The sequence below is a fragment of the Micromonospora sp. NPDC049559 genome (assembly GCF_040676675.1).
GTDB lineage: Bacteria > Actinomycetota > Actinomycetes > Mycobacteriales > Micromonosporaceae > JBFAPK01.
Map to the genome: position 1 here is coordinate 131,817 of NZ_JBFAPK010000016.1, position 13,235 is coordinate 145,051.

Here is a 13,235-nt window from a genome sequence, read left to right on the forward strand (position 1 = left end):
GGGGGTCGAGTTGGTCCTCAACCACACCCCCGTTCCCTCCCCCCCCCCGCGCCGTCGCCGGGGTGGCCCGGGCCACCCGGGAGACGGCGTCGTGGATCTGATTCCTCGACAGGAGCTCCGGCATGACGTTGAGCGAGACCTCCGCCCCCGCCCAGAGCGAGGTGGTGCTGGAGGCAGACAGGTTGACCAAACACTTCCCGGTCCGGCGCCGGCTGCGCACCCTCTTCTCGGGGCAGCGGCGGGCCGTGCACGCCGTCGACGACGTGGACCTCGTGCTGCGCCGGGGCCGGGTCACCGCGCTGGTCGGCGAGTCCGGCTCGGGCAAGTCCACCGTGGCGCGGTTGCTGGCCCAGCTCTACGACCGTACCTCCGGGGACATCCGGCTGCACGGCGAGAGCGTCACGGTCCGCGGCGGGCGGCGCTTCCGGGCGTACGCGCGCCGGGTGCAGCTGACCTTCCAGGACCCGTTCGCCTCGCTCAACCCGGTGCACACGGTCCGCTACCACCTGACCCGGTCGCTGCGCATCCACGGCCACGGCGGCAAGAACGAGGCCGAGCTGGAGGCCGCGCTGCACGGGCTGCTCACCCGGGTCTCCCTGACCCCGCCGGAGCGCTACGTCGACAAGTTCCCGCACGAACTCTCCGGCGGCCAGCGCCAGCGGGTGGCGATCGCCCGCGCGCTCGGCGCCGACCCGGAGGTGCTCCTCGCCGACGAGCCGGTGTCGATGCTCGACGTCTCGATCCGCCTCGGCGTGCTGAACCTGCTGCGGGACCTGAAGGAACGGCTGAACCTCGCCATCCTCTACATCACCCACGACATCGCCTCGGCCCGCTACTTCGCCGACGAGACGCTGGTGATGTACGCCGGCCGGATGGTGGAGGGCGGCGACAGCGAGACCGTCACGCAGCGCCCGGCCCACCCGTACACCAGGTTGCTCATCTCCTCGGCCCCCGACCCGGACCGGATCCAGGGCTCGGCCACCGCCGCGGCCGCCGCGACCCCGGAGGACCTCGGCGCCGGCGAGCCGCCCAGCCTGATCGAGCCGCCCACCGGGTGCCGGTTCCACCCCCGCTGCCCGAGCGCGATGCCGCGCTGCAGCACCGCCCTGCCGCCCCGCCTGGAGATCGACGACGGGCCCGGCCACTGGGCGGCCTGCTGGCTCTACGACCCCGACAACAACGAGACGCCCGGCTCCGCGGCCGGCGTGGTGCGGACGGTGGCGTCGTGAAGTACCTGCTCCAGCGCATCGCGTTCTACCTGTTCACCGCGTGGGCGGCGATCACGCTCAACTTCTTCATCCCGCGGATGATCCCCGGTGACCCGGTGCAGTCGCTGATCTCCAAGTTCCAGGGACAGATCAGCACCGAGGCGATGCAGTCCATGTACGTGCTCTTCGGTCTGGACAAGAAGGAGAGCCTCTGGCAGCAGTACCTCGACTACTGGGTACAGCTGTTCCACGGCGACCTCGGCCTGTCGTTCACCTTCTTCCCGGCGCCGGTCTCCCAGGTGGTCGGCGACAGCCTGCCGTGGACGGTGGGGCTGGTCGGCATCACCACCGTGATCAGCTTCCTGCTCGGTACCTCGCTCGGGGTGGTGGCCGGTTGGCGGCGCGGCTCGTGGATCGACGGGCTGCTGCCCGCCACCACGTTCCTCTCCTCCATCCCGTACTTCTGGCTCGGCCTCATCGCGATCGCGGTGCTGGCCGGCCCGGGCAGCTTCTTCCCCTCCTCCGGCGGGTACGACTCGGGCCTCGTGCCGGCGTTCGACCAGTACTTCATCGGCAGCGCGCTGCAACACAGCATCCTGCCCGCGGCCACGATCCTGATCAGCTCGATGAGCGGCTGGATCCTGAGCATGCGCAACATGATGGTCACCGTCGCCGCCGAGGACTACATCACCGTGGCCCACGCCAAGGGCCTCTCCGAGCGGCGGGTGGCGGTCAGCTACGCGGCCCGCAACGCCCTGCTGCCCAACGTCTCCGGCTTCGCGCTGTCGCTGGGCTTCATCGTCGGCGGCACGCTGCTGGTCGAGATCGTCTTCAGCTACCCCGGTCTCGGTTACCAGCTCTTCCAGGCCGTCGGCGCCAAGGACTACCCGCTGATGCAGGGCATCTTCCTGATCATCACGCTCTCCGTGCTGCTGGCCAACCTGCTGGCGGACCTGGCGTACCTGGTCCTGGATCCCCGTACCCGCAAGGAGGGCTGATCGATGACCATCCCCACCAGCAGCATCGACGCCGTCACGCCGGAGGGCCCCGTCGCCGAGGCGGCGCCGCCGGTCGCGGCCCGCCGGCGCCGGCTGCGCTTCGTCGCCAACCCCAAGGCCGCCACCGGCCTGGTGATGCTGGCGTTCTTCCTGCTCCTCGCGGTGATCGGGCCGTGGATCGCGCCGTACGACCCGTCGGCGCGCGGCCCCGAGCTGGTGCAGCCCCCCTCGGGCGCGCACTGGTTCGGCACCTCCCACCTCGGCCAGGACATCTTCAGCCAGGTGCTCGTCGGTACCCGCAGCGTCATCCTCGTGGGACTCGTGGCCGGCATCGTCGCCACCGTCCTCTCGGTGCTGATCGGGGTCACCGCCGGCTACCTGGGCGGCGGCGCCGACGACGGCCTCTCCGCCCTGTCGAACGTCTTCCTGGTCATCCCCGCGCTGCCCCTGATCATCATCATCACCTCGACCATCCAGGCCGGTGGTGATTTCGTGGTGGCGCTGGTCATCGGCTTCACCTCGTGGGCCTGGGGCGCCCGGGTGCTGCGCGCGCAGACGCTGTCGCTGCGCCGGCGCGACTACGTGGAGGCGGCCCGGGCCACCGGGGAGAGCACCTGGCGGATCATCGGCTTCGAGATCCTGCCGAACCTCACCGCGATCATCGCCTCCAACTTCGTCGGCACCGTCATCTTCGCGGTGATGTCCGAGATCACCCTGGCCTTCATCGGCATCTCCGGCATGTCCGAGTGGAACTGGGGGACCATCCTGTTCTGGGCGCAGGGCCAGCAGGCGCTCGCGCAGGGCGCCTGGTGGTGGTTCGTACCGGCCGGCCTGGCGATCGCACTGCTCGGTACGGCGCTGGCGCTGGTCAACTTCGGCATCGACGAGTTCGTCAGCCCCCGGCTGCGCAGCGGCGGCGCCACGAAGGTCCGTACCGCCGACGGCCGTACGGTGCGGCTGCGGGTCGGCTTCACGCCGGTGCTCGCGCCGCCACCCCGCCCGCGCCCGGCGCTCCCGCCCCGGGAGACCGTCGTGCTCGGCAACACCGATGGGAAAGGTGGCGGGCGATGACGCAACCCGTCCTGGAGATCAAGAACCTCAACGTCGACTACGGGCTCGGCGACCAGGCCGTGCACGCGGTACGCGAGGTCAACCTGACCCTGCACCGGGGTGAGGTGCTCGGGCTGGCCGGCGAGAGCGGCAGCGGCAAGTCCACCCTGGCGTACGGCGTCACCCGGCTGCTCCCGCCGCCCGGCGTGATCAGCTCGGGGTCGGTGGTCTACCACCCGGCCGACGGCGAGCCGATCGACATCATGGCGCTCTCCCCGGCGGAGCTGCGGCGCTTCCGCTGGGCCGAGACGTCGATCGTCTTCCAGGGCGCGATGAACTCGCTCAACCCGGTGCACAAGGTCTCCACCCAGCTGCTCGACGTCATCAAGGCGCACGAGCCGAAGCTGAGCGCCTCGGCCCGGCTGGCCCGGGCCCGGGAGATGCTCAAGCTGGTCGGCATCTCGCCGGACCGGATGGAGAGCTACCCGCACCAGCTCTCCGGCGGCATGCGGCAGCGCGTCATGATCGGTATGGCGCTCGCGCTCGAACCGCAGATCGTCATCATGGACGAACCGACCACCGCGCTCGACGTGGTGATGCAGCGCCAGATCCTGCGGCAACTGGTCGAGCTGCGCGAGCGGCTGGGCTTCTCGGTCCTGTTCATCACCCACGACCTGTCGCTGCTCGTCGAGTTCTCCGACCGAATCGCGATCATGTACGGCGGCCGCATCGTGGAGGAGGCGCCCGCCCGGGAGCTGTACCGGGACTCGCTGCACCCGTACAGCGACGGGCTGCTGCACTCGTTCCCGGCCCTGCGCGGGGCCCGCCGGGAGCTGACCGGCATCCCCGGCTCGCCGCCCGACCTGCGCGCCATGCCGACCGGCTGCTCCTTCCACCCGCGCTGCCCGCGGGCGTTCGAGCCGTGCGCCGAGAAGATCCCGGTGCTCGGCGCGCCGGTGGACCGGACCGGACCGGCGCGTACGGTCGCCTGCTGGCTGCACCCCGCGGCGAGCTGACCATCGGCGGGGCGCCCGACGGCGTCCCGTCACGACCAACCCACCAGCCTGATCAGATCAACAGTTCACACCTCATGGGGAGAAACATGGACACGACCGCTCCGACCATCGACCCCGCACCCGCGGCCGGCGGTCAGCCCGACCCCATCGCCACCCTCCCGCCCTCGTTCCGCTGGGGCGTGGCGACCTCGTCGTACCAGATCGAGGGCGCGGTCGCCGAGGACGGGCGCACGCCCTCCATCTGGGACACCTTCTGCCGGGTACCGGGGGCGATCGACAACGGCGACAACGGTGACGTCGCCTGCGACCACTACCACCGGATGCCCGCCGACGTGGCCCTGATGCGCGACCTGGGCCTCGACACGTACCGCTTCTCCGTGGCCTGGCCGCGGGTCCAGCCCGGTGGGCGCGGTCCGGTCAACCCGGCCGGCATCGGCTTCTACGACCGGCTGACCGACGAGCTGCTCGCCCAGGGCATCGACCCGTGGGTCACCCTCTACCACTGGGACCTGCCCCAGGAGCTGGAGGACGCGGGCGGCTGGCCCGAGCGGGACACGGCGTACCGCTTCGCCGACTACGCCTCGCTGGTCTACGACAAGCTCGGCGACCGGATCACGGCCTGGACCACGCTGAACGAGCCGTGGTGCTCGGCGATGCTCGGCTACGCGTACGGCCGGCACGCGCCGGGCCGGCAGAACTTCGCCGACGCCATGCGCGCCGTGCACCACCTGCTGCTCGGACACGGGCTGGCCACCCAGCGGCTGCGCGCCGCCGCGACCAACCCGATCGAGCTGGGCATCACGCTCAACATGAGCAGCCACAGCCCGGCCACGGACAGCCCGGCCGACCTGGACGCCACCCGGCGCGCCGACGGCCTCGGTACCCGGATCTACCTGGACCCGCTGGTGCACGGCCGGTACCCGACCGACGTCGTCGCCGACCTCGCGGCGCGCGGCATCGAGCTGCCGGTCCAGGACGGTGACCTGGAGATCATCTCGACGCCGATCGACGTCCTCGGGGTCAACTACTACTTCAGCACCGCCCACTCGGGCGTGGACGAGCAGGGACGCGACCGGGACGAGGACGGCAACCCGATCGAGCGGGTGGTCCCGACCGGCCGGCCGCAGACCGCGATGGAGTGGGAGATCGTGCCGGAGGGCTTCACCAAGCTGCTGGTACGGCTCAGCCGCGACTACCCGGGCCTGCCGATGTGGATCACCGAGAACGGCTCCGCGTTCGTGGACCACCCCGACGAGAACGGCTTCGTCCGCGACGACGACCGGGTGGCGTACTTCCAGTCGCACATCGCCGCCGTCGCCGAGGCCCGCCAGCAGGGTGCCGACATCCGGGGCTACTTCGCCTGGTCGCTGCTGGACAACTTCGAGTGGGCGTACGGCTACGACAAGCGCTTCGGCATCGTCCGGGTCGACTACGACACCCAGGCGCGTACGCCGAAGCAGAGCGCGCTCTGGTACCGCGACACGATCCGCCGGGTCCGCGGCGGCCAGGCGTAGGTCCCGGAAGGGCTCCTGCCCGCTCCCACCGCGTCGTGGTTGGGAGCGGGCAGCGCCGCGAGGGGGCCGACCGGTCGCGCCCCGGAAAGCCCCCGTCGGCTCACGCGACGGGATGTCACACCCCGGACGATCGCTCTAGGCTTCCGGGGCGTGAGGGTCGCGGTGCACGGGATCACATTCCCCGACTTCGATCGGAACGCAGCCTTCGACCCCGACGACACAGTGCAACTCGTGGAGATCGTGGCCGGCCCCAGCGAAGGACCCGGACAGGAACTGTTCCAGGCGACGGTGTGCACGCCGACGGCGCTGTCCCGGATGGTGGCGGACCAGGAGGTGGTGGTCGGCAGACACTGGCTGTTCGTCGAGTCCTTCACCCCGAACCTTGTCGAAGGCTTTCTTCGGAAGTTGATCAACAATATCGAGGGTCGGGATTGGGATGAGGTCGCGGCCAAGCTAGGCCGGCTGGCGCAGTACGAGTTCGAGGACTACACCCCGTAAGGGTGCTGCCTGGTATCCGCCCTGCTTCAGTACGGCCGGCTGGGAGCGTCAGCGCTGGCGGCGGCTGTGCGGTCGTCCGGTCCTGCCGGTGAACGACGGGGGCGGACGTGAGCATCGGCGGTACTCACCGCAGGCCGCGGACCGCCCGAGCGATCTCCTGCCGCAATGGCGCCACCTCATCGTCGCGGTCACACAGCAGCAGCACCTTGAACCGCACCTTCTCACCGTTCGGCCGGCCGAGCGGGCTCGCCCAGTGACGTACGGCCCGCGACAGGATCCGGAACAGCGTGTGCCGATCCTCGGCGCTATCCGACAGCAACCGGGGTGCGGGCCGTGGCGCGAATCACCGACGGCCCGGTCCGGCGCCACGTACCCGGGCCTCGTCGCGGCCCTTGACCGCGCCGTTGCCGGCCGAACCCCGCGGTTCGCGGAGCGGGGATCGGCGGCTGGGTCTCGCCCGCTCAGGAGCGGGCTGAGGGAAGCGAGGCGATCGCGCGCGCCGACCTTCCACGATGCCCGGCCGTACCGTGTCTGCCGAACACCGTGCACCGCGCCCGGCGGAACACCGTGCCCGGCGGAACACCGAGGAGAGCTGATGGATCGGCGTATTCCCCTCGCTGGCGACACCCGACGACTCTCCGACCTCCCCGTCCGCCGCTGGGAGAACCCGTGACCGACCCGGGGCGATCCGACCACGTCGCGCGCGCGATCGCGGCGACGGTCCTGGGCCGCGACCCGGGCCCGATGGTCACCGTCGGCAGCCTCTCGCACCGCGTCCACGTCGGTGCCGACGTCGTCGTGAAGATCATCGAGGCCGCCGGGCACTCGCGGCTGGATCGGGAGATCGCACTCGCGCCCCACCTGCCCACCGGACTCACGGCTCCGCTGCTCGCCAGCGGGCGCCATCGGCTGGGGGAGGGCGAGGTCCGCTACGCCTGCTACGCCCGGGCACCGGGGGCCGCTCCCGGCATGGGCCTGCCCGGTGTCGACGCGGCCACGGCCCGGGCGCTGGCCGAGCAGGCGGTCCAGCGGCTCGACGTACTGCACCGCTGGGTCCCAGCCGGGCCCGCCGAAGAGGTGCTGCGGGAAACGCTCGACCACGGCGGGTTCGTCGGCCGGGCCGCCCTCTTCGCCGAGATCGACGCCCTTGCCGCCGCCGACCGGGACGGGTTCGTGCCGCGCCGCCTGCGCGACGGACTCACCGCGATCGCAGAGCGCGCGCCGCTGCACGCCCGGACGGTCGTACCGGTGCACGCGGACTGCCACTGGGACAACTGGCTCGTCCGGGACCGGAGCGTGACCGCGCTGCTGGACTTCGAGTGGGCCCGCTTCGGCGAACCGCTCGACGACTGGTTCTTCCTGATCGCGCTCAGCGGGCCGCACCGGGAGACCGTGCTGGACATCGTCGCCCGTGCGACGACGCTCGCTCCGGAGCTCCTCCGGGCGGAGTGCGAGGTACGCGGCGCGAGCTACCTCGCCGCCGACCTCCGCTTGGCGCTGACCCACGCCGACGCCCCCGCCTGGTTGGCGGCCGAACGCCTCCGGCAGCTCGACGAACTGGTCGTCGGACGAAATTGGTGGCGCGGTGCGCGATGAGCGCGGTTACGGCCGGCGCCGCCCGCCTGCTCCGGCCCACCGGTACGGCCGCGAGTCGCGCGGCCACGGCGACGGGGCCGGCGGCGGGGTGGAGTGTGCCGGACGCGGGTCGGCGCGTCAGCCACGGGCCGGCCGACGGTCCGGCGGCATGCTGGCGAGCAGTTGGTCGAGCGCTCCCATGGCCGTGGTCAGCCGCGCGACCACGTCGGCCATCCGGGCCCGTTCCCGCTCGAAGTGCTCGGTCAGGCCGGGGCAGGCGTCGGGTACGAGCCGTTCACCGTTGCCGCGGACGCAGTGCAGGACCTGCGCGATGACCGCGGTGGGCAGACCGGCGGCGAGCAGCGCGCGGATGTGGGACACCGTGGTCACGTCGGACTCGGCGTACTCGCGGTATCCGTTGCGGAGCCGTACCGGCCGGAGAAGTCCCTGCTCCTCGTAGTAGCGCAGCAGCCGCACGCTCACCCCGGTCCGGCCGGCCAAGGCACCGATGCGCATGTGAGCCCCCGCATACCAGAGTTGACCTTCACACCGATGTGAGACCTTACCGTTCCGTCCGTCGCCGACGAACGGATGGAAGGAGCGGACGGTGCCGGGTGTGGTCGTCATCGGCGTGGGGCCGGGAATCGGACGGTCGGTCGGTCTGCGGTTCGCGCGGGACGGTCTGCCGGTCGCACTCGTGGCGCGTACCAGGGTGGAGGTGCGCCGGGTCGCGCAGGAAATCACCGCGGCCGGCGGGCAGGCGCTCGCGCTGACCGCGGACACCACCGACGAGGGAGCGGTGCGTGCCGCCCTCGACGCGGCGGCGAGGGAATTCGGTCCGCCGGACGTGCTGGTCTACAACGCCGCCATCATTCAGCCCGACCGGATCGGTGACCTCTCGGTGCGCGCCCACCAGGACGCCTGGGCCGTCAACGTGGTCGGCGCGATCACGGCGGCGGCCCACATCCTGCCGGGCATGGCGCGGCGCGGGCACGGCACGTTCGTCGTCACCGGCGGCATGCCCGAGCCGAAGCCCGGGTACGTCTCCCTGTCCCTGGGCAAGGCCGGGGTACGGGCCCTGGTCACCCTGCTCGACCAGGAGTACGGCCCGTTGGGCGTGCACGTCGCCACGGTGACGGTGGCCGGCGCCGTGGCACCGGGCACCCCATTCGACCCCGACGACATCGCCGAGCACTACTGGCGGTTGCACACCCAGCCTCGGCGGCGGTGGCAGCGGGAGGTCGTCCACGACGCGCCGGAGGGCTGACGCCCGGCGGCGGATTGCCGCCCGCGTTGAACCTTTCCGGCGCCGGATCCGAACTACTGGACGGGTCCCGGCCGGTGCTGGCCGGCCGGGACCCGACGCCGGACGGCGGGACGCGTGGTCATCGCGGGCCGCCCGCCGCCGGCCGGTCGGGTGCGGTGAGCGGAGGGGACAACGGGTGGTAGTGATCCGGATGGTGACGCGGGGCGTGGCCGCGCTCGGCCTCGGCCTGGTCGCGGCGGTGGGCGACACCGGTACGGCGTCGGCGGACGTCAGCATCACGCCGACCCAGGCGGTACGCGGCGACGCCGCGGAGCTGACCCTGCGGGTGACCGGCGACCGGGACGGCGCGTACACCAGGCAGATCGAACTGCGGTTCCCGGCCGAGACCCCGATCGCCGAGGTCTATCCGATGTCGGTGCCGGACTGGGCGCCGAAGATCACCAATCGCGCCGTCGACCAGCCGCTCAACGGCGTGCACCACGGCACGACCACGCAGGTGGTCTCAGCGATCACCTGGCTGCGGGTCACCCCGGCCGGGCCGTCCGACACCGCCGAACTGCGGGTGTCGCTGGGCCCGCTGCCCGACACGGACCGGTTGCCGCTCGGCGTCGTGCAGACGTACTCGGACGGCACCGTGGTCGACTGGACGGCGGTACCCGGCACGGGGGCGGCGGGTCGGGCCGCACCGGTGTTGACGCTGGTGGCGCCGGACGCCGCGCAGGCGCCCGCCGCCGACGACGCGCCGGAGGCCGCACCGGCCGAGGGGTCCCGGCTCGACGGCGGGTTGCTCGGCGGGATCGCCTTCGGGGTGGTGCTCGGCGCCGTTCTCGTGCTGCTGCTGCGCCGCCGCCGCGAGGAGCCGGCCCCGCCAGCCGGCGCCCCCGCCGCGCCCGAGCCGCCCGCCGAGACCGACGACACCGCCCCCGGCGAGGCCGCCGACGCTCCCGCCCCCGGCGAGCCCGCCGCCGAACGCGTGCCCGCGACCGCGTCGCGCCGCGCCTGGCGCCTGCGCGAGTAACGCCCCGGGCGGGGCGGCGGGCGCGGGGCGTCAGGCGAGGCCGGCGGCCCGGTCCCGGAGCGCGGCCAGCGTCGCCTCGCTCGGCGGAGCGGGCCGAGTGCCGAGGTAGACCGCACAGGCGAGCCGGTGCTCGCCGGGGGCGTGCCGGCCGCGTAGCGTCGGCAGCACCGTACGCGGGTGCAGCACGTTCGTACCGGCCAGGGGAGCGACCAGCTCGCCCTCGCGGGCGCCGTCGAGATCGACGACGAGGCTGCTCCACCCCTGCGCGGCGGCGGCGCAGACGCCGGCGGCACCGCTGTCGCCCAGCGCCGCCGGGTCCTGGCCCCGCTCGGTCCAGGGCAGGCAGAACCCGCCCTCGGCGGTCTCCAGGGTCCGGCCGGTCACCAGCCGGTGCACCCGCAGGTGCCACCCGTCGTCGTGCGGCGCCAGCCACGTCTCGACGGTCACATCCGGCCAGGGCGACCAGCGGGCGAAGACGACATGGTCGCGTACCTCGGCGAGGTCGACCTCCTCGCGGGGGCGCCACCGCCGCCCGTCGTCGTCGCTGAGCGCCAGCATGCTGTCGAAGGCCCCGGCGCCGAGGCTGCGGTCACCGGACGCGATGCTGAAACCGGCCCGGGTGGAGTAGGCGAACTTCGCGTACTTCGCCGCGCCGCCGCGCGCCCAGTCCCGCCACCCCTGCCCGTTGAGCAGCAGCACGTCCCCGTCGTGCCGGACGAGCACGGCCCGCGCCGCCGGCTGCGGGCTGACCGTCCGCAGCGGCCGGTCGCCGGCCGGCCGCTCGGCGCCCGGCACCGGCCGCTCGGCACCCGCCGCCGGCTCCGGTGACGCCGGCTCGGGTGACGCCGGCTCGGGCGTCGCCGTCCAGAAGGGATGGTCCGCGGGCAGTGCCAGCGGCAGGAAGAACTTCGTCGACCAGTATGGCGACCCGGCGCCCAGGTACTGCTCCACCACGGCGCTGTTGGGGTACCGGTAGCCGACGGTGAGCAGTCCGTCCTCGCCGGCGACCGGCTGGCGCCACCACCACGCCAGGTGCCGGCCGGCGATGCCCCGCGTCCGCTCGTACGGCGGCACGGCCAGCCCGGCGTAGGCCAGCCCGCCCCAAAAGGCGCCCTGGGCGAAGCGGTAGCCGAGGCTGCGTCCGTACGGCACGGCGGAGCCGTCCGCGGCGAACCAGTGCTGGAACTGCTCGGCGAACTCCACGGCGCGACCGGTGAGCCGCCGCGCGCGCTCCGGCTCCAGCGCCCCCGCGCCGGCCAGCACCAGCGCGTACCAGTGCAGCGCGAACGGGTTGTAGTAGTCCCGCCCGCCCTCGTCGCCGTCGGCGTACCAGCCGTCGGTGAGGGCGAACCGCTCGATCCGGTCGAGGTGCGCCCGCCGGGTCGCCCGGTCGGTGGCGATGCCCAGCCGTTCCAGCCCGAACCCCGCCAGCACCGGGAAGAAGTGCCAGTTGTTGTCGTGCGGGGTGGACTCGGTGGCGGCGCGCAGCCAGTTGGCCACGGCGTCGCGCTGCGGGCCGGTCAGCGGGTCCCACAGCTCGTGCGGCGCGAGCCCCACCGCGTAGCCGATCGCGGCCGACTCGACCAGCCGCTGCCCGACCGGTGGCCCGGCGTACCAGGGGTGGGTCGGGTCCAGGGCCGCCGGGAGCGCCTGCCGTACCTCGTCCCACTGCTGGTCCGCGCGGCCGCCGGCGGCCGCGTCCGCGGCCAGGCCCCACAGCGGCCGGGCCACCAGCTCCAACCAGGTGGCGCCGGGGTCGTTGGAGGAGGGGTCGGCGGGTTGCCGGTCCGGCCCGAGCGCGGCGAGCCGGGTCGCCGGGGCGGTGACCGCGAGCAGCGCCCGGCGCCAGCCCGCCCGGGTGTCGGTGAGGTCGTCGGGGAAGGATCCGTGGAGTTGGGTGAGCGTGGACACCCCAGGCAGCGTACCGGGTATGGTAAAGCTTTTCACGCGACGTTTCTGCGACACTGGGCGCGCGACGTGGGCGCGACGACGACGAGGTGCGGATTGAACAAACGGCCGAGCATCAAGGACGTGGCGGCGCGGGCCGGCGTCTCGATGGCCACCGTCTCCCGGGTGCTCTCCGGCGACTACCCGGTGGCGGAGGAGACCCGGGCGCGGGTCCAGCGGGCCGTACGCGACCTCGACTACGTGGTGAACGCCCACGCCCGCGCGCTGCACGGCGCGACCTCGAAGATCGTCGCACTGCTCGTGGCCGAGGTGACGACGTCGTTCTTCGCCCGCATCGCCGCCGGCGTCGAGGAGCAGGCGACCGAGGCCCACCGGCTCTGCCTGGTCTGCACCACCCACACCGACCCGGACCGCGAACTCGAGGTGGTCCGCCTGATGCGCGAGCAGCGGGCGGACGCGGTCATCCTCGCCGGTGGTGTGATCGAGAACGACGACTACCGGGCCCGGATGCGGCGCTACGCGCAGGGGCTGGAGGACGCCGGCAGCCGGCTGGTCCTCTGCGCCCGGCCGTCGCTCGGGCCGGACTTTCCCGCGATCACGGTGGAGTACGAGAACGTCGGCGGGGCGCACGCCGCCACCACCCACCTGCTCACGGCCGGCCACCGCCGGATCCTCATGCTGGCCGGTCCGGTCGGGCTGACCACCTCGGACCAGCGCGTCGAGGGGTACCGGTCGGCCTTCGCGGCGTACGGGCTGCCGGTCGACCCGGCGCTGATCAGCCACGGACCATGGGGGCGGCACGAGGGCCACGCCCGGATGCGCGCGCTGCTGGCGGGAGGGCTCGACTTCACGGCGGTCTTCGCCGGCAACGACGGCGCGGCGGCGGGTGCGCTGGCCGCGCTGCGGGAGGCCGGCCGGAGCGTACCGGAGGACGTCTCGATAGTCGGCTACGACGACGTGCCGAACGCCCCGGACTTCAACCCGCCGCTGACCACGGTACGGGTGCCGCAGGAGGAGTTGGGACGCACCGCCGTGCAGTTGGCCCTGCGGCGCGGGGCCGGGTCGTCCGGGCGCGAGCACGTGATGCTCGGTACCCACCTGGTGATCCGCGACTCGGTCCGCCCGCCCGCGCGCTGAACCGCGCCACCGGCTCGTCCCGCCGCCTCGGGGCGCGGTACGACCG

General features: G+C 73.1%; 12 protein-coding genes. 10 read left to right on the forward strand and 2 right to left on the reverse strand.

Translation table 11 applies throughout. The features are described 5' to 3' along the window. The first annotated feature begins 122 nt into the window (after positions 1–122). The 7 genes from AB0J86_RS19105 to AB0J86_RS19135 all read left to right on the forward strand — a co-directional run bounded on the left by AB0J86_RS19105 (position 123) and on the right by AB0J86_RS19135 (position 7,880). Positions 123–1,229: an ABC transporter ATP-binding protein gene (locus tag AB0J86_RS19105; RefSeq protein WP_363858764.1), complete on the forward strand. Its 1,107-nt coding sequence runs from the start codon at positions 123–125 to the stop codon at positions 1,227–1,229. Further along, positions 1,226–2,206 (forward strand): ABC transporter permease, encoded by a 981-nt coding sequence (locus AB0J86_RS19110; protein WP_363858766.1) that lies wholly within the window; start codon positions 1,226–1,228, stop codon positions 2,204–2,206. Before AB0J86_RS19105 ends, AB0J86_RS19110 begins: the two co-directional genes overlap by 4 nt. A 3-nt stretch (positions 2,207–2,209) precedes the next feature. Beyond that, positions 2,210–3,277 carry an ABC transporter permease gene (locus tag AB0J86_RS19115; protein ID WP_363858768.1) on the forward strand — a complete coding sequence of 356 codons (1,068 nt, stop codon included), beginning with the start codon at positions 2,210–2,212 and terminating at the stop codon, positions 3,275–3,277. Then, positions 3,274–4,272, forward strand: a complete 999-nt coding sequence (locus tag AB0J86_RS19120; RefSeq protein WP_363858770.1) for an ABC transporter ATP-binding protein — start codon at positions 3,274–3,276, stop codon at positions 4,270–4,272. Before AB0J86_RS19115 ends, AB0J86_RS19120 begins: the two co-directional genes overlap by 4 nt. Positions 4,273–4,358: 86 nt before the next feature. Beyond that, entirely contained in the window at positions 4,359–5,786 is a 1,428-nt protein-coding gene (locus tag AB0J86_RS19125; protein WP_363858772.1) for a GH1 family beta-glucosidase, read from the forward strand. A 150-nt stretch (positions 5,787–5,936) separates the two neighbouring features. Beyond that, positions 5,937–6,284, forward strand: a complete 348-nt coding sequence (locus AB0J86_RS19130; RefSeq protein WP_363858774.1) for an Imm8 family immunity protein — start codon at positions 5,937–5,939, stop codon at positions 6,282–6,284. Positions 6,285–6,953: 669 nt separating this feature from the next. Beyond that, positions 6,954–7,880 carry a hypothetical protein gene (locus AB0J86_RS19135; RefSeq protein WP_363858776.1) on the forward strand — a complete coding sequence of 309 codons (927 nt, stop codon included), beginning with the start codon at positions 6,954–6,956 and terminating at the stop codon, positions 7,878–7,880. A gap of 117 nt (positions 7,881–7,997) precedes the next feature. On the opposite strand, the gene AB0J86_RS19140 is transcribed toward AB0J86_RS19135, so the two are convergent. Then, positions 7,998–8,375 carry a MerR family transcriptional regulator gene (locus AB0J86_RS19140; RefSeq protein WP_363858778.1) on the reverse strand — a complete coding sequence of 126 codons (378 nt, stop codon included), beginning with the start codon at positions 8,373–8,375 and terminating at the stop codon, positions 7,998–8,000. 91 nt (positions 8,376–8,466) lie between these two features. On the opposite strand from AB0J86_RS19140, the gene AB0J86_RS19145 reads away from it, so the two are divergent. Both AB0J86_RS19145 and AB0J86_RS19150 read left to right on the forward strand, forming a co-directional pair. Then, a complete protein-coding gene (locus AB0J86_RS19145; protein ID WP_363858780.1) occupies positions 8,467–9,126 on the forward strand; it encodes an SDR family NAD(P)-dependent oxidoreductase in 660 nt (219 codons plus the stop codon). A 175-nt stretch (positions 9,127–9,301) separates the two neighbouring features. Beyond that, the gene (locus AB0J86_RS19150; protein WP_363858782.1) at positions 9,302–10,144 is read left to right on the forward strand and encodes a YcnI family protein; all 843 of its coding nucleotides are present in this window, start codon (positions 9,302–9,304) and stop codon (positions 10,142–10,144) included. A 30-nt stretch (positions 10,145–10,174) separates the two neighbouring features. Here the strand turns inward: AB0J86_RS19150 and AB0J86_RS19155 are convergent, their stop codons facing one another. Next, on the reverse strand, positions 10,175–12,055 hold the full coding sequence (locus tag AB0J86_RS19155; RefSeq protein ID WP_363858784.1) for a DUF2264 domain-containing protein: 1,881 nt from the start codon (positions 12,053–12,055) through the stop codon (positions 10,175–10,177). A 93-nt stretch (positions 12,056–12,148) separates the two neighbouring features. Here AB0J86_RS19155 and AB0J86_RS19160 point away from each other — a divergent pair, with 93 nt between their 5' ends. Continuing rightward, positions 12,149–13,189, forward strand: a complete 1,041-nt coding sequence (locus AB0J86_RS19160) for a LacI family DNA-binding transcriptional regulator (RefSeq protein ID WP_363858785.1) — start codon at positions 12,149–12,151, stop codon at positions 13,187–13,189. Positions 13,190–13,235: the final 46 nt, after the last annotated feature.